General features: G+C 43.5%; 14 protein-coding genes. 7 read left to right on the plus strand and 7 right to left on the minus strand.

The genetic code is table 11. The annotated features are described in order from the left end of the window. The 3 genes from JMX97_RS02960 to JMX97_RS02970 all read left to right on the plus strand — a co-directional run. Positions 1 to 731, plus strand: a 731-nt coding sequence (locus JMX97_RS02960) for an IS30 family transposase (protein ID WP_201555254.1), incomplete at its 5' end; no start/stop codon positions are given. 89 nt (positions 732 to 820) lie between these two features. Next, complete coding sequence (locus JMX97_RS02965; RefSeq protein ID WP_201555256.1) at positions 821 to 1,708, plus strand: alpha/beta fold hydrolase; 888 nt, start codon at positions 821 to 823, stop codon at positions 1,706 to 1,708. Between the two features lie 59 nt (positions 1,709 to 1,767). Next, entirely contained in the window at positions 1,768 to 2,550 is a 783-nt protein-coding gene (locus JMX97_RS02970; protein ID WP_201555258.1) for a CPBP family intramembrane glutamic endopeptidase, read from the plus strand. 69 nt (positions 2,551 to 2,619) lie between these two features. Here JMX97_RS02970 and dusA read toward each other — a convergent pair whose 3' ends face one another. The 3 genes from dusA to JMX97_RS02985 all read right to left on the minus strand — a co-directional run bounded on the left by dusA (position 2,620) and on the right by JMX97_RS02985 (position 6,920). After that, positions 2,620 to 3,594 (minus strand): tRNA dihydrouridine(20/20a) synthase DusA, encoded by a 975-nt coding sequence (gene dusA, locus JMX97_RS02975; RefSeq protein WP_201555260.1) that lies wholly within the window; start codon positions 3,592 to 3,594, stop codon positions 2,620 to 2,622. A 135-nt stretch (positions 3,595 to 3,729) separates the two neighbouring features. Beyond that, a complete protein-coding gene (locus JMX97_RS02980) occupies positions 3,730 to 5,031 on the minus strand; it encodes an MFS transporter (RefSeq protein ID WP_201555262.1) in 1,302 nt (433 codons plus the stop codon). A gap of 230 nt (positions 5,032 to 5,261) precedes the next feature. Next, entirely contained in the window at positions 5,262 to 6,920 is a 1,659-nt protein-coding gene (locus JMX97_RS02985; RefSeq protein WP_201555264.1) for a phospholipase D family protein, read from the minus strand. 511 nt (positions 6,921 to 7,431) lie between these two features. Between JMX97_RS02985 and JMX97_RS02990 the strand changes: the two genes are divergently transcribed. The 4 genes from JMX97_RS02990 to JMX97_RS03005 all read left to right on the plus strand — a co-directional run bounded on the left by JMX97_RS02990 (position 7,432) and on the right by JMX97_RS03005 (position 11,382). Further along, positions 7,432 to 8,640, plus strand: coding sequence for an O-succinylhomoserine sulfhydrylase (locus tag JMX97_RS02990; protein WP_201555422.1), 1,209 nt, complete (start codon positions 7,432 to 7,434; stop codon positions 8,638 to 8,640). A gap of 82 nt (positions 8,641 to 8,722) precedes the next feature. Next, on the plus strand, positions 8,723 to 9,052 hold the full coding sequence (locus tag JMX97_RS02995) for a YbaB/EbfC family nucleoid-associated protein (protein ID WP_201555266.1): 330 nt from the start codon (positions 8,723 to 8,725) through the stop codon (positions 9,050 to 9,052). Between the two features lie 193 nt (positions 9,053 to 9,245). Then, positions 9,246 to 9,839 (plus strand): recombination mediator RecR, encoded by a 594-nt coding sequence (recR, locus tag JMX97_RS03000; RefSeq protein WP_201555268.1) that lies wholly within the window; start codon positions 9,246 to 9,248, stop codon positions 9,837 to 9,839. Between the two features lie 208 nt (positions 9,840 to 10,047). After that, complete coding sequence (locus tag JMX97_RS03005; RefSeq protein ID WP_320157735.1) at positions 10,048 to 11,382, plus strand: ribonuclease D; 1,335 nt, start codon at positions 10,048 to 10,050, stop codon at positions 11,380 to 11,382. Between the two features lie 33 nt (positions 11,383 to 11,415). Here the strand turns inward: JMX97_RS03005 and JMX97_RS03010 are convergent, their stop codons facing one another. The 4 genes from JMX97_RS03010 to gcvH form a co-directional block, all read right to left on the minus strand. After that, positions 11,416 to 12,111 carry an esterase/lipase family protein gene (locus JMX97_RS03010; protein ID WP_201555276.1) on the minus strand — a complete coding sequence of 232 codons (696 nt, stop codon included), beginning with the start codon at positions 12,109 to 12,111 and terminating at the stop codon, positions 11,416 to 11,418. Between the two features lie 204 nt (positions 12,112 to 12,315). Next, on the minus strand, positions 12,316 to 15,219 hold the full coding sequence (gene gcvP / locus JMX97_RS03015) for an aminomethyl-transferring glycine dehydrogenase (RefSeq protein ID WP_201555278.1): 2,904 nt from the start codon (positions 15,217 to 15,219) through the stop codon (positions 12,316 to 12,318). A 140-nt stretch (positions 15,220 to 15,359) separates the two neighbouring features. Further along, positions 15,360 to 16,082 carry a nitroreductase family protein gene (locus tag JMX97_RS03020; protein WP_227671441.1) on the minus strand — a complete coding sequence of 241 codons (723 nt, stop codon included), beginning with the start codon at positions 16,080 to 16,082 and terminating at the stop codon, positions 15,360 to 15,362. 368 nt (positions 16,083 to 16,450) lie between these two features. Beyond that, positions 16,451 to 16,831: a glycine cleavage system protein GcvH gene (gene gcvH, locus JMX97_RS03025; RefSeq protein WP_201555282.1), complete on the minus strand. Its 381-nt coding sequence runs from the start codon at positions 16,829 to 16,831 to the stop codon at positions 16,451 to 16,453. Positions 16,832 to 16,895: the final 64 nt, after the last annotated feature.

Below are 16,895 nucleotides of genomic sequence, written 5' to 3' on the forward strand. Positions count from 1 at the left end.
ACAACGCGTTTACTATCATCTCAGAGGTTTGGGCTTGGGTTACAGACAAGCTTAAAGAGAGTTGGAGTCCTGAACAAATAGCAGGCGTCCATGGCGGTATCAGCCACATGAGTATCTATCGCTACCTGTGGACAGACAAGAAACAAGGTGGCGGGTTATGGCAGTATCTAAGACGTAAAGCCAAACCTTACCGTCAAAGGCTGACTGACGAGACTCGTGGTCGCATCAATGACAGGGTCTCTATTCATAAACGTCCGCAAGTAGTCGAAGATCGATCCCGTATTGGCGACTGGGAAGCCGATACCATTATTGGTCAAAACCACAAACAGGCCATCGTGACGCTAGTAGAGCGAAAGACAGGTTTGGTTAAGATGCAACGGGTCACTAAAAAGAGCGCTCATCTGGTGGCGGATGCTATGGTAACTCTACTGACCCCAGTTAGACTACACGTTAAGACGATTACCTCTGACAATGGTAAGGAGTTTGCTGAGCATAAAGAGGTGAAAGAACGCCTCTACAGTATGTTCTACTTCGCTGATACTTATGCGTCATGGCAAAGAGGAACAAACGAGAATACCAATGGTCTAATCAGAGAGTACCTGCCTAAAGGCTGTGACTTTAGACAAGTATCCGATGATGAGGTACAAGCCATTGAGGACAGATTAAATAGCAGACCAAGAAAACGATTGGGATTCAAAACACCAAATCAGGTATTCTATAACATCATTTAGCGTTGCACTTGGTGTGTTAATCTAAGTTATCAATAAATCCGATTTAGTAAAAATTAACCGTAACTAATGAGAAATAGTAAGGGTAAGTCATGAGCGTTATTAATTCGCAGACCTTTGCGTCGCTGCCAGCATCTAAAAAAACGCAAAAGCCGGTTATTCATTTCGCTCATGCCAATGGTATGCCAAGCGCCGTCTATCAGCCGCTTTTTGAGGGCTTAGAGGCGTTTTTTACCATTGAATATATTCCTATGCTAGGCGATAATCCCAATTATCCCGTGGATGATCATTGGCGCAGCTTAACGCAGCAAATTATTGATAGTGTGAAGCACACTTGTGAGCAACATGGCGTGACGCAAGTAGTCGCTATTGGGCATTCACTGGGCGGCTTATGTACCTTACAAGCGTTATACCGCGCGCCTAAATATTTTAGTCAAGCGGTGCTATTAGATCCACCTTGGCTTTATGGCAAGACCAGCTTCATATGGCATCTTGCTAAGACCGCCGATAGACTGCCGCTGATGAACAATCGATTAATGGATAAGTTATCACCAGCTGGGGTATCCAAGAACCGCCGTGATGTCTGGGATAGCCGTGAAGACGCTTACGATAAGCTACGTCATAAAGGCTTTTTTAAAAGTTTTGATGAGCGTAGCTTTCAAGGTTATATTGAGCATGGTCTACATGAGCGTGCTGATGGTAAGGTGACATTAGCGATTCCTAAAGCTAGTGAAGTCGCTGTTTTTCGTACCAATCCATCTTTGTATTGGCTGATACCAAACCGCGGCCCTAAGCCACCAGTCACCTTAATAATTGGTGAAGGGAGCCTGTTTTTAAAACGCAAATTTCCACAGCAAATCAAGGCACGTTTGGGTATTAATTATCAGACGCATGAAGGTGGCCACATGTTCCCGCTTGAGTACCCAGACTCTGTATCTGCAGATGTTTTAGACTTGATTAAGCAGCAGCTGCCGTCTTAGTTGGTTATCTCTTACAATCTACTAGTAATGGCTATTCAATCACCGAGCTATAGTTAATCATGTCTAACTCTAATCCTACTGATATTTTAAATAACCCATTAACACCTCAGCCAAAGCGCCTGCCATTGTTTTCGCGCTGGGGCGTGTTGGCGCTAATAATAGCAATGGTTACTGCCTTTTTTATGAGTCAGTTGATAGGGGTTTATGTCGCCGGCAAGCTATTGCTACCTGCTGCCAGTACATCGTCAGTTAGCGACATATTCTTCTTTGGCAGCAGTAATGGCACAGTCGTTAGCGTTTCAATTTTTATCAGCTTTTTATTATTGACCGCGCTTAGCGTGTTGATTGTTCGTTTAAAAGGCAGTGATGTCCGGCGATATTTAGCACTCACACCGTTCTCATTAGCAGTTGGTTTGGGAATGTTTGGCTTATTATTGTTATTTATGATTGGCAGTGAGGCGTTAACTTATTTGCTGGAAAAATCGCCACTGGTTTTTATTGATCCTTTATATGAGTCAGTCAACTCAGTGTGGTTGTTGATTGTCGCCATAGTGATTGTCGCACCCTTATATGAAGAGCTGGTATTTCGCGGCGTATTGTGGTCAGCCATTGCTGAGCAGTTCTCAGAACAACGCGGTGCAGTAATTGCTAGTATCGTGACCAGCGTCATCTTTGCCGTTATTCATCTGCAATATGGTCTATATGAAATCAGTACCCTCGTGGTATTGGCATTGATATTTTGCTACGCTCGTATCAAGTCGGGCTCGCTATTATTGCCGATGTTGCTACATATGATTAATAATGGCGCTGCGATGTGGCAGTATCTAGCACAAGCGGCTTAATTAGTCAGCCCTTATTGAAAACTGCTTACTTCTCTAAGCAGTTTCTTAAGCTTTATCACACAAACTTTCTTAAGCATCAGGATTTAATTGCAAAACTTCATCTGCTGCTCTTTCAATATCTTCAATAGTTAAATGAGGCTTACCACTTAAGGCTTGTCGCCATCTGCGTGCGCCGGTCAACCCTTGAAACAGACCTAAATAATGCCGGGCCATCGTTGACAATGGCTCGCCTTGGGCAACCTGCTGACTCAGATGCGGATATAGTTGTGCCAAAATCTCTGAGCGCTTAGGAACGGGCTGTCCCCATAAGATATTAGTTTGTGCTAATAGGTAAGGGTTATGATAAAACGCCCGCCCAATCATCACGCCATCGACCTGTTGTAGATGAGCTTGGATATCTTCTACGGTTTCGATACCGCCGTTGATTTCGATAGTAAGCGCGGGGAAGTCTTGCTTAAGTCTATAGACATCCTCATAACGCAGCGGTGGAATGTCGCGGTTTTGTTTGGGGCTCAAACCCTGCAGCCATGCGGTACGGGCATGGACAATAAAGCGCGTGCATCCTGAATCAGCGACAGTCCGTACGAAATCTGCCATAAACTCATAACTGTCAAAATCGTCAATACCAATACGATGCTTGACAGTCACTGGAATATCAACCGCCGCTTGCATGTGTTTAACCAAATCTGCGACGGTAGTAGGCTCTGCCATTAAACAAGCGCCAATTTTATTATGTTGTACGCGATCAGAGGGACAGCCAACATTGATATTCACCTCATCATAACCATGCTGCTGGGCAAATTCAGCACATTGAGTCATCTCATTTATATCCGCACCGCCAAGCTGGAGCACTAGGGGATGCTCGCGTGCATCGAAGCGCAGGTGACGCGTGCGATTGCCATGTAACAGCGCTCCAGTACTGATCATCTCGGTATATAAGAACACTTGCGGATTAAACAGGCGCGCAAAGTAACGATAATCAGTTGTCGTCCAGTCAATCATCGGCGCAACCGATAATCGCTTATCTCTCATTAAGTCAGTCATGTAGCGTTAAAGCCTTGCGGGTTAAGAGTTTGGGTGTATTTATCAAAATATCTTTGCTTGCGTTGAAATATTTTTATGGGTGTTTAATTGTCATGATGTTGTACCCTCAGTTTAAAAAAGGTCAGGGTACAAGAATTAAATCAACTCATCAATTTGTTTGAACTCGGGTAAGTTATAAAAATAAAGCCCCATGATTATCCCGATAAGGCCAACAAACGCAATATATAATGCGGGTGTGAAACTTACGAACATAGTGATGTAGCCGAGCGCAAAGGGCACTAAACCGCCGACGATAGCATAAGTTATATTGTAAGAAAATGCCAAGCCTGTTAGACGTACGTTGGTCGGGAACAGCTGTACTAAAATGGCTGGCACCATACCGACAATGCCCGCACAAAACCCTAAGAGGGCATACATGATTAAGATATAATCACCACCCGCATCCAGATGATAATAAAAAGCAAATATTTGACCGATTAATAGCACTGAGCCAATAACGAGAATTTTACCAAAGTTTTGATAATTAGAGATTAGCCCATAAAAAACACAGCCGAAAATCATAAATACAATGCCGAGACTGTGTGAAAGCTCAAACAAATCACTATCTGGCGTAAAACGTAGCGCAATCAAATCTGGTAACAGTAGTACCACTACTATAGTAATACTAGATACAATAAATGTCAGCAGCATAGCGATGAATATAGAATGCTTGCAATATTTGAAGAGCAGAGAAAATGGCTTTGCGCCGTCGCTACTAGACTTTGAAGTTACCATCTCAACGAAAAAGGGTGATTCATGAATAAAACGCCAGGCTAATAATGGTAAAAAACTCAGTATTGCCGCCACAAAGAACGGCAAACGCCAGCCATAATCGACCAGCTGCTCAGCAGTCATGTTAGCGTTAAGCCATACAAAAAAGGCGTTAGAGAATAATACACCCACAAAGAGACTGGCGGTCACGTAGCTACAGCCAGCCGACAGATATTGCCGCGGCACATGTTCTGCAACGAAGACCCATGCAAGCGGGACATAGACACCAAACGCCATACCTTGTATGAGTCGTAATAAAATAAACAAAGCTGGTGCCAATAACCCCCATTGGGCGTATGTTGGTAACAATGCCATTGCCAGCAAGCTACTAGCGGTAACAAGTATACTAATCAATAGTACCGGTTTGCGGCCTTTAGTATCGCCATAACCGCTAAAAATAATCCCACCAAGTGGGCGTGCCAGATAACCAACAGCAAATAGCCCAAACCCCTGCAAATTATTGACGTTAGGGTCAATATTAGCAGGGAAAAAAGCTAAAGCGACTGTATCTGCAATATATAAATAAATCAAAAAGTCGAAAAACGCGATAGCGCTGCTAAAACAGATAAACAACACCATATTTCTGTCTATAGAAGACATTAGTGCATATTCAGAACGGGAGGGCATAATATTATAAGTATCCACATATTGAAGTGGGGATCGATAGGTTATTGTCGAAATAACCTTCCACTAAAAAGTACAAAGATCGTTAGAAATTTTTAAAAATATGCAGTCATTTCACCGTAAACCATTGTAGGCTTCTTTGGTATTAATCCACAAAAATAATAATACAACTAAGCGCAGCGCTAGCTACACATTAGTATAGCTAGCGCTGTTGAAGCTTCTATATGGTCAGACTATAACAGCCAATCAATAGGCAACCATGACATGATCGTAAGCCAGATATGATCGGACATACCAACGCGTGGCTCGGAATTATAAATGACCTTTTCTTCATTCTCAACGGTATGCCATTGTAGTTGGTCATTATCCATTAACTTAACTTCATAAGCTTGGCTTAATAAATTATCGCTAAGCGCTTGGTGCAATTGCCGCGCCAACTCGTCATCATTAATAATGACCCCCATCTCGGTATTAATATTAGCAGAGCGGGGATCGACATTATAGGAGCCGATAAACACTTGGTGATCATCAATAGCAAAGGTCTTGGCATGTAGGCTGGTTGAGGATTGGCTGCGTGCTTTCCACAGTTTGTTTCCACGCTTTTCTTCACTGGCCGTTGATTTTAGCTCGTAGATTTTGATACCTGCTCGCAACAGCGCAGGTCGCCATTGGCTGTAGCCAGAATGAACCGCGGTTACATCAGTGGCATCAAAAGAGTTGGTCAAAATCTTAATGTCAACACCGGAATCAGCCAATTGTACTAGCGTACTAACCCCATCTTTGGTCGGTACAAAGTAGGAAGATATAATGGTCAGTTTCTTAGAGGGGCTACCTAATAAAGTACGAAGCTGGTGTACCAAATTGGTATTGGCAGGGACAGATTTGGTCAATTTGCCGACATCGTCACTTAAAAACTGCATATCTGTCCAACGAAAGGGCACGCGCTTATTGACTAAGTCTGTATCGATAGAAGAATCTGCAATAGCTGTTTTATAGACTGCTAAACTGCTACGTGAGTTATTCTTTTCATCTTCATCTAGCTTATCTAAACCCGCTAAAAAGTCAGTAGTTGTCCCTTTATCAAGGGTCACAAGGGTTTCGATATCGAATGATATCGGCGCTGACCAGTAGCTGGTAAAGCTGTTGTCAATATCTGCCACTACCTTACCAATGAGCAGCACATCTAAATCAGCGAATTGGCTATTTTGATCATTACTGAGGTATTCATTACCAATATTGCGCCCACCGATAATGGTAATTTGTTTATCAAAAATCATGCTTTTATTGTGCATGCGCCGATTAATACGGGGTAGACCAGTGACAAAGTTCAGCATTTGAAATTTGCGGTGCATCAGCGGATTAACAATGCGTACCGCGATATTGGGGTGACTGGCAAAACGTAATAATTGCTGGTCAAGTTGGGCATTGCTATTAAAGTCATCGAGCAATAAGCGCACGATAATTCCGCGCTCAGCGGCTTTCCATAAATCTTTGAGTAGCAGCTGACCGGCCTGATCATTGTGCCAAATATAATATTGTACGTCGATATTGCGTGTGGCCATTTCTGTTAATATACTACGCGCGGCAAAAGCATTAGCACCGGTTACAATAGGATGATAGCCAGACAGGTCAGGATGTATATTGTTTTGCTCACTGATGGCCGACACCAAGTCAGTATTATCAATCGCCGAGCCCTTAGGGTTATCTTGGTTGTTCTCGTCGTCAGAGTGCTCACTATTTTGCTGATATAGAGCGTTTACTCGTGCCGATAAGTTTTGACTTTCAGGTAAATGTGGCTGCCTGGGCAAGTTTTGACATCCGCTTAGACCTAAGGATAGTCCAAGCGCGAGACTCAACGATAGGTTGCTTGGATCTATATTTAACATCGACATAAATGATTTACCTTAGTCTACTTAAAGTTATTCTGCGCAAAAAAACGGCATAAAAGTGTAGTGAGTAAAGCACAACATAATCGGCCGTCAAGCTTATCAGGTGTGGCGATATCTGCCTATTAAAAATACGTTATTTTTCTTAGCCAAAGTCTCAACCAAAGTCTTAGCCAAGCTTGATGCTGTTTTCTAAAAAAGCACTCAAAAACAACGGTTATCAGGTGCCTGATACTAAGTGACATGCTATGATAACCCAAAGGTTACAGCCCCCATAAATACCAAAATAAAAACGTTAATCTTCTTTTCAAGTCGCTAAAATATCAATACTAATAATATCAATATAAGTATGAACGAAAATATTAACAATAGTAATGGAAAACTTATGAGTCAGTCGCAAGCGCATGATGAAAGCAGTCATGATGAGAATAATTTAAAAAACGATCTAAACAGCAATACAGATAAACTAGATCCAAATTGGCGTTCTGACGCTCTAGATTTAGGGCTAGGTTATGGTATGCAGACCATTGCCGTGCGGGCAGGACAGCATCGCACTGACGAGGGCGAGCACTCAGAACCTATTTTTACTACTAGCTCTTATGTTTATACCTCAGCGGCTGATGCGGCAGCACACTTTGATGGCACTAAGACTGGTAATGTTTATTCACGTCATACCAATCCTAGTGTGCGTACGTTTGAGCGCCGGCTAGCGGCTCTGGAAAACGGTGAGCGAGCGGTAGCAACAGCCTCAGGTATGGGCGCGATTTTGACCATGTGTTTAGCGTATCTAAAAGCCGGTGATCATCTGTTGGCCGCTAATCAATTATTTGGTTCATCCATGGGATTATTCAACAACTATATGGCCAAGTTTGGCGTTGAGGTCAGCTATGTTGATTGTTTCGATAATGAGGCGTGGGCAAATGCGGTACAGCCCAATACTAAAGTCATCTACTGTGAAAGCCCCAGTAATCCATTAGCGCAGATTTGTGATATTGGCTATTTAAGCCAATTGTCAAAAGCCAATGATATTTTGCTAGTGGTTGATAATTGCTTTGGAACTCCAGCTTTGCAACGTCCATTGGATTTAGGCGCTGACGTGGTTATTCATTCAGCTACCAAATATTTAGACGGTCAAGGCCGAGTACTAGGCGGCGCGCTGGTTGGTAGTGACAAGTTAATGCAAGAAGCCTTCACTGTGGTACGCTCAGGCGGTATCAGTATGAGCCCATTTAATGCGTGGGTCTTTACTAAAGGGCTTGAAACCCTCAAATTGCGCATGCAGGCACACTGTGCCAATGCCAATCAAGTGGCGCAGTTTTTGGTCACTCATCCCAATGTTAGCGCTGTGCATTTCTCGGGACTAAGCGATCATCCGTCTCATGAATTGACCAAACGTCAGCATCATATGAAAGATGGCTATGGCGCGATTATGGGTTTTGAAGTCAAGGCGAGTGACAGTACCAATGTCAATGACAACCCCAACAATCACGATCCAAAGTCGGCCGCTTGGCATGTAATTGATTCCACTCAAATGGTTTCGATTACCAATAATCTAGGCGATGCGAAAACCACTATCACTCATCCTGCCACCACCACTCATTTCCGACTTAGTCCCGAAGCACGCGCTGAAGCGGGTGTTAAAGATGGTCTGATTCGTCTGTCGGTTGGTCTGGAAGATGTCGAAGATATTATCAAAGATTTGGCACGCGGTTTAGACAGTTTGTAACGATCGCGGTATAATGCTGCTTATATAAGATAATGCATGATTTTTTACTATTAACAATTTTCCATTTCTATAAGAGGCAATTATGAATATTCAAGCATTGATGCAACAAGCACAAACCATGCAAAAGAAAGTCGAAGCCAATGTCGAGACCGCAAAAAAAGAGCTTGGCAATAAAGAAGTTTACGCAGAAGCGGGCAGCGGTTTGGTTAAAGTGACCATGACCGGTCGTCATGTGGTTAAGCGCTTAACTATTGATCCAAGCTTGTTAGAAGACGAGCCTGATATGATTGAAGACTTAATCGCCGCTGCTATTAATGATGCGGTACGTCAGGCGGATGAGTTATATGAAGAAACTATGACTGGCGCGACCCAAGGTATGGGTTTACCACCAGGCATGCAAGGTATGTTCTAAGGATTAATTTGTGCTAAACACGGCGCATTGAAGTCAGAAATGGGGTTGTTATCTACACGGTGCGACCCCATTTTTATAGGTATATTTTAGATTTTACTGCTTGTTTGTTTATAATTTTTTATCATCTATAACGTTTTATAACTCCTAAAAATTATACTCTCCACAAGTTATATCATTTACAAAGGAAGTCACTTTGCTTACAGCCAAATTTGATCAGCTGGTAAAACAGCTGCGTATTTTACCGGGTGTTGGTCAAAAGAGCGCCCAGCGTATGGCGCTACATCTGCTGACTAAAAAACGTCCCCAAGGGATGGCGCTTGCTCAAGCACTTGATGAGGCGATGCGTGATATCGTTGAGTGTCAGCGCTGTCATAGCTTTAGTGACGATAGTATTTGTCCCCTATGCCAAGATCCAAGACGCGATGATAACTTATTATGTGTGGTCGAGACTGCTGCTGATGTAATGGCCATAGAGCAGACTGCTGGCTACCGTGGGCGTTATTTTGTATTAGGTGGGCATTTGTCACCGATTGATGGTATTAGCGCGGATGATTTAAATATTGAGCAGCTGGTATGGCGGGTTAAGCAAGAGCCTGTTGAAGAGCTGATATTGGCAACTGGAACCACCGTTGAAGGGCAGACCACCGCACATTTTATCAGTGAAGCAGTGAGCCGGCATGTCAATAAAGTCACCCGTTTAGCTCAAGGCGTTCCAATGGGCGGCGAGCTTGAATATCTTGATAGCATGACCCTTGGTCAAGCGATACAAAATCGTTCTTTTTTATAAACCTTCTTATAAAAAATTGAGAGTTTTGCGCGGGTGTTTTTTATCATTATTGACAAGAGCTGCTTAAAATTTCGAGCGCTTATCTGCCATTTTATTACCTGATATTGCTATACTGCGCCTATTAATTTTCTTCAATGTTTTATTTTTAACCTTTTTAATCGCCATTTTTTAGCGTTTTTCTCTTTTCTATTTATGCAGGTATCTGCCCGTGTCTGACCATTCTGATCTAAGCGCCTCAGCTAACCCTTTTTTGTCCTCCAAAACTGCTGACTCTATTGATAAAGTTACTCATAATAGTCAACCAAACGAAACGATTGATTCAAACTCAGCAGTATTGCCGTCAGAGCCTGATATTGATGCGTTGTTAGACGTGGCTGATGAACTGCCGGTTACTTGGATAAAACAGCAATACCAGCTCAATGAGGTTATTGATGCGCTAGAGAGTTGCGGGCGGGTGGCATTAGATACTGAGTTTATCAAGCGCGATACTTATTATCCGCGTTTGGCACTGGTGCAGCTAAATACTGGCGATCATGTTTATTTAGTAGACGCACCGCAGCTGCAACTGGAAGAATTGTGGCAAGCACTGAGCGAAGTTGATGTCGCTATTTGGCATGCTTGCGGAGAAGATTTAGGTATTTTTTACCTGTTGTCCGGCTGTCCACCATTAACCAATATTTTTGATACCCAGATTGCTTTGTCCTATTTGACTGGACAATTACAAATGGGCTATCAGCAGGCGCTTGATGATCAGTTAGATATGCATATTGATAAAGAACAAAGCCAGTCTGATTGGCTCATGCGTCCGTTATCAGATGAGCAAGAGCAATATGCGATTGATGATGTACGCTTTTTGCCCGCCTTATACTTAAGTCTTGAACACGCGCTTAAGTCGCAAGGACTCTTTGACTATGTGTGGGCAGACTGCCAGCTGTACGCCCACGATCTATATCAGGCTCAGCATGTCGAAGATGAGGCCATGTATCTAACGATGGCAGACTATCGTTATAACTCACAACAAATGGCCACTTTACAAGCGATAGCGACATGGCGTGAGGAGCTGGCACGGGCGACCAATCAACCTCGTACTTTTGTGATTAAAAAACAAGCGGTACGTGAGATTATCACTGAAAAGCCTAGCAATATGCGCGAGCTGGCCCATAAAACGACGATTCACCGAAGTATGCTGCGTCTGTATGGAGACGAGTTGATGAAGGTGATTAATGATGCAAAAATGCTGGCGCCTGTCGAGCATCCACCTTGTCTACTGCCGCCTTACCGCTCCAAAAATAAAGTTCTATCAAAAGCCGTACAAGAAGTGGTGGATAAGCAGTCAGAGCAAATTGGTGTACCCGCTAATGTATTGATGCGTAAAAAATGGCTGGGTCAGCTGTATGAAGTCATTGCCTTTGATAAAGATCTAGATGAGTTACCACAAGGGTTAAAGGGCTGGCGTAATGAATGGGTCACCCAAATATTGATACCTGTTATTAACAAACATAAAGTTGAATTAAAGCAAGGTATGGGTATCAATAGTAAATAGCGATAACTGTAATGGTTATAAGTTTAATAGCTATTAACGTTTAAATTGCCCATGCTGTAAAAAGTGTGCAATTTGCTCAGCTACTGCTGCATTGACTAACATTCCTGTATGAGATACCGGCATGATTAGGTGGTCAGCGGCAGCGTCAAGTTTGGTCTCTTTCAAATATACTGTGCCATCGTGTATAAGATACTCATCAAGTAATGGACTATCTGCTTTACGTAGTTTGCGGTTATGATACTGCAGAAATAGTTGCCCCAAACCCTTGGGGCGGTTCCCCGCAATTATACCCAAAGTGATGTGCTCAGGTAATGGCGCTACCGTCCCATCTAATGCGTCAATATACGATTTTCCTACCACAGCAGGCGTCAACCGCCAAATATAATCAGCACAGATACTACCAACATGCGGTGTGCCAAGCGTCACGCAGCGTCCAATCTGCCATTGCGGATAGTGATAAACAAAATCCCGGATAATAAGTCCACCTAAGCTATGACCTATAAGGTCTATCGGCTGGTCAGGATGATGATGTTGCTCAAGCCAATTATTGAGACGTTGGCTATTTATTTTTATACCATCACGCATACTACGATAACCGTATTGATGAGTATCAAACCCTTGCGCTTGTAAGCGCTTAGCGAGTGGGCACATAATCCATGCGGTTTGGTGCAAACCATGAATAAGAATAACGCGGTTTCTTTTTGGGATTTGTGGTATTTTTTGCGGCATTGGTCAGTCCATAAAAGTTGTTTGGCTTGATAAGTTAACTGTCGTTTTTATCATTGTATGGTTTTATTATAGTGTTAAATGCCGATTTAAAATGCCAAGTGTGGTCATTATTAATAGACAACAATAAATAAAAAAACCTCCAAGTCAGCTGCTGACTTGGAGGTTTATGTTATGGCTCAATTAAAAAGCTACCGTTATCGAAGACTACATGTAGTTTTCGATACTTGGGCAAGAACATCTTAGGTTCTTATCGCCGTAAGCATCATCAATGCGTGAAACACTTGGCCAGAACTTATGTGCGCGGACATAAGGTAGTGGGAATGCAGCAGTATCACGGCTGTATGGATGTGACCATTCGCTATTAGTGATCATAGATGCCGTATGCGGCGCATTCACTAATGGGTTGTCTTCAGCTGTCCAGCCATCTTCGCCAGATTTGATTTTCATAGCTTCTTCTTGGATAGATTTTAGCGCACTGATAAAGCGGTCTAATTCTTCTTTTGATTCAGACTCAGTAGGCTCAATCATCAAGGTACCAGCTACTGGGAAACTCATGGTTGGGGCATGGAAGCCATAATCCATTAAGCGCTTAGCAATTTCACTTTCACTAATGCCGGTTTCTTCTTTAAGCGGACGAATATCGATGATACATTCGTGCGCAACTTGTCCATTTTTACCCGCATAAAGAACAGGGTAATGATCTTTAAGCTCAGAGGCGACATAGTTAGCATTCAATAGCGCTAGATGGGTGGCCTCTAACAGACCATCACGGCCCATCATTGCAATATACATCCATGAGATTGGCAAAATACTGGCTGAGCCATAAGGCGCTGCCGACACTGCTGTTAAGTCTTTTTGCGCATTATGTACGGGGCTAATGGCATGGTTGGCCATGAATGGGGCTAAGTGCGCCTTCATACCGATGGGACCCATACCAGGACCGCCGCCGCCATGTGGAATACAGAAGGTTTTGTGCAAGTTCATGTGTAGCACGTCTGCGCCCACATCAGCTGGTTGCATGATACCGACCTGTGCATTCATGTTAGCGCCATCCATATACACTTGACCGCCATGCTTATGGATAAGGTCACACATGATACGGATGCCTTCTTCGAACACACCATGCGTTGATGGATAAGTGATCATCAAGGCACCGAGATTCTCGCTATGCTCTTCACATTTAGCCGTTAGGTCAGCGATATCAACGTTACCATTGTCATCAGTTAGAACCACGACTACTTTCATACCCATCATGATTGCTGTTGCAGGATTGGTACCATGCGCAGACTTAGGAATGAGACAGATATCGCGATTGGTCTCACCTAGTGACTCATGATAGCGGCGGATAGCCAATAGACCGGCGTACTCACCTGAGGCGCCAGAGTTCGGCTGCATAGACACATCATCAAAACCAGTGATGGCTTTTAGTTGGTCTTGTAGGCTATCAATCATGTCGATATAACCAGTGACTTGGTCACGTGGTGCAAAAGGATGCACGTTGGCAAACTCAGGCCAAGTGATAGGCAGCATCTCACTAGTTGCATTCAGCTTCATAGTACAGCTACCAAGCGCAATCATACTACGGTTCATCGCCAAATCTTTATCTTCAAGCGATTTTAAATAACGTAGCATTTCATGCTCGGTATGATGCGAGTTAAAGACCGGATGACTCAAGATAGCGTCGGTACGTAGATGCGCTGCCTCTAAAGAAATAGTCGCGTCTTCAGGTAAGTCATGCGACTTACTAACGAATAGCTGGGTCAAGACGTTGAAGTCTTTTTGATCGCTAATTTCATTAAAAGAAACGCTTAATTTGGTGTCACCAAGCCGCCATAAGTTATAGCCAACATTGTCCGCATTTTTAAAAATTTGCGTGGCCAATTTTTCTGAACCACAGTCAACAACGACGGTATCAAAGAATTGCTCATGCACCACATTCAGGTCACTATTACTGTCATCAGTGGTCCGGATGACCTCAGCAAAGGCAGTCGCGAAAGCATGAATGCGAGTAGCAATGCGCTTAACGCCACTTGGACCGTGATAGACGGCATACATACCAGCTAGATTAGCCAGTAATACTTGCGAGGTACAGATGTTTGAGTTGGCTTTTTCGCGGCGAATATGCTGCTCACGCGTTTGTAGCGCCATACGTAGGGCAGGGTTGCCGTGCGCATCTATTGAGACCCCAATAATACGACCAGGTGCTGAGCGCTTGGCTTTATCTGAGAATGCAAAGTAGGCGGCATGTGGACCACCAAAACCCATAGGAATACCAAAGCGCTGCGTGCTACCTAGTGCGACGTCGGCACCCATATCAGCGGGTGATTTTAACAATACCAAGCTCATGATGTCACTGACCACTGAGGTATAAGTTTTGTTTTTCTTCACGGCACTAATAACGTCCGTTAAATCTTTAACATCGCCTTCATGACCGACATACTGGAAGATCGCACCGAAGTAGTCGCCAGATTCAGCCAATTCAAAATCACCAACGATAACGTCCCAACCAAAGTACTTAGCACGGGTACGGATAACGTCTAACGTCTGTGGGTAAATGCGCTCATCAACGAAAAACTGGTTTGATTTGCTTTTGCTCATACGCTTAGACATTGACATGGCTTCAGCCGCTGCCGTTGCTTCGTCAAGTAGCGAGGCACCTGCCATTTCAAGGCCTGTCAAATCAATACAAACTTGCTGGAAGTTAAGCAACGCTTCTAGACGACCTTGAGAAATCTCAGCTTGATAAGGGGTGTAAGCGGTATACCAGCCTGGATTTTCTAACACGTTACGTTGAATAACCGCTGGCATACGTACTGGTGAATAGCCTTGGCCAATATAGCTTTTATTGACGGTGATTTTGTCTGCCATCACACGCAATCTAGCTAGTGCGCCGTGTTCACTCATCGCTAGTGGTAAATCTAACTCTTTATGCATGCGTACCGGCTCAGGCACAGTATCGTTAATAAAGCTTGCCATATCATCATAGCCAACCGCTTTTAGCATATCGGCTTGTTTGCTGTCGTTAGAACCTAGATGGCGATAGACAAATTCAGATTCGTTGAATAGTCCTTTAAAGGTATCAAAGGTAGGTTTTTCAGAGGTAGTCATGACAGTCCTTAGTAGCGCCGATAAAACAGGCGGTAAGTATGGTGAAAAAATAAGTATAGTAAAAATGAGTAGGGTAAAAGTGTCTTGGTAAATTTAAACTGAGTCGTTAATAAGTAACGAACTGCTTAATGCACGATTAATTAAACGTAATGCACAAACTGCTCTTGATCAAAGCGATACTGCGAACTATAAATGCCATTATCGGCACGCTCACCAGCGCCAATCATCATGACAATATGGTGATCATCACCCAAGCCTAATAAGCGCTTCATCGCCGGCTCATCGAAGCCGCCCATCGGACAGCTATCAAACCCATGTGCTCGCAGTGCCAGCATTAGGTTTTCGGCGGCAAGAGAGGTGTTGTTAGTCGCCCAATTTTTGACATCTTCAAAGGTATAATAAGGCGATTTAATCGGTCCTTTTACCTGTCTAAAAACTTGAGTAGCACCCCATTTAGCAACTGATACCACATTAACTGGACCCCGCAAAAAATCCATGGCCACTACTTTGGTGTAGTAGTCTTTGACCTTTTTTGGTACCGGCGTATCAGGATACTCACGCAAAATTTGCTGGGCGTGATCATGCCAATTATTAGTGCGTGCAACGACTGCTATCAAACGTGCTGATGTTTTAGCAGCATTTTGATTCATACAGTTTTTGATAGCGCGTTGGCGATTATCAGCACTATCGATGACATAAAACTCCCACGGCTGTAGATTGCTAGAGTTTGGCGCTAGCATGGCTAAGCGTAGACAATCTGCCAATACATCGTCAGGAATTGGGGTGTCAGTAAAACGTCGTACTGAACGGCGTGACTCTACGATGTCGCGAAACGCTTGCAGTTGCGGCGTATGGTCAGGCATCGCTACGCGGTTTGCTTTATCTGTACCCGCACTAGCACTTTGTTGTTTAGAGGCTTGATGAGACGATGGTGAATTTTGAGCATCGAGCGCATCGGTTTGATTCGCGTTAGTATCGGCTGGTTTCATAGGTGACTCCAGAGCAGGGTAGCAGGTGATAGGTATAAAAGAGATGACAGCAGTGAGCTGTGAATAGTATTAAGGACTGTTGAATAAGCGCCATTAAATAACCGCTATGAGCATGAATAGCAGATGTTGCATGCAGGCTATACATTGTTAAATAATGGCAGATACCAACTGGCGTTAATATCTGCAAGTTTACAATAATCTACCTTGCAATAATTTATAAAGCTTAATACCAAATGAGCAACTTATAGCTCGTTTTCATACTCATCAGCACTCATTAACGCCTCATAGTCTTCCATGTTGTCAGGCTTCATTCTAAAGAACCAACCTTCACCATACGGGTCTGAGTTGATGATTTCAGGGTCATCCTCTAAGCTTTCATTGACAGCAACGACTTCGCCTGAGATAGGCGCATACACATCAGACGCCGCTTTTACCGACTCAACGACTGAGATTTCTTCATCAACAGAGATGTTAGCGCCCACTTCTGGTAGCTCAACAAATACCACATCCCCTAATAAATCTTGGGCATGGTCGGTGATACCAACAGTGATGGTGCCGTCGTCTTCAAGGCGTAACCACTCATGGCTGGCGATATATTTTAATTCTGCTGGGACATTACTCATAGTGTCTCTCCTAAGTGATAGAGGTTGTGGAACATTAATGGGTATAAATTAAGAGCTGTAAAGT

Origin of the sequence: Psychrobacter sp. 72-O-c (assembly GCF_904846605.1) — a bacterium.
Classification (GTDB): Bacteria; Pseudomonadota; Gammaproteobacteria; order Pseudomonadales; family Moraxellaceae; genus Psychrobacter.

Bases quoted from the DNA above. Each gene is read 5' to 3' on its own strand.
- JMX97_RS02965 (WP_201555256.1), top strand. From the start codon at position 821: ATGAGCGTTATTAATTCGCAGACCTTTGCGTCGCTGCCAGCATCTAAA.
- JMX97_RS02970 (WP_201555258.1), top strand. From the start codon at position 1,768: ATGTCTAACTCTAATCCTACTGATATTTTAAATAACCCATTAACACCT.
- dusA (WP_201555260.1), bottom strand. From the start codon at position 3,594: ATGACTGACTTAATGAGAGATAAGCGATTATCGGTTGCGCCGATGATT.
- JMX97_RS02980 (WP_201555262.1), bottom strand. From the start codon at position 5,031: ATGCCCTCCCGTTCTGAATATGCACTAATGTCTTCTATAGACAGAAAT.
- JMX97_RS02985 (WP_201555264.1), bottom strand. From the start codon at position 6,920: ATGTCGATGTTAAATATAGATCCAAGCAACCTATCGTTGAGTCTCGCG.
- JMX97_RS02990 (WP_201555422.1), top strand. From the start codon at position 7,432: ATGCAGACCATTGCCGTGCGGGCAGGACAGCATCGCACTGACGAGGGC.
- JMX97_RS02995 (WP_201555266.1), top strand. From the start codon at position 8,723: ATGAATATTCAAGCATTGATGCAACAAGCACAAACCATGCAAAAGAAA.
- JMX97_RS03010 (WP_201555276.1), bottom strand. From the start codon at position 12,111: ATGCCGCAAAAAATACCACAAATCCCAAAAAGAAACCGCGTTATTCTT.
- gcvP (WP_201555278.1), bottom strand. From the start codon at position 15,219: ATGACTACCTCTGAAAAACCTACCTTTGATACCTTTAAAGGACTATTC.
- JMX97_RS03020 (WP_227671441.1), bottom strand. From the start codon at position 16,082: ATGCCTGACCATACGCCGCAACTGCAAGCGTTTCGCGACATCGTAGAG.
- gcvH (WP_201555282.1), bottom strand. From the start codon at position 16,831: ATGAGTAATGTCCCAGCAGAATTAAAATATATCGCCAGCCATGAGTGG.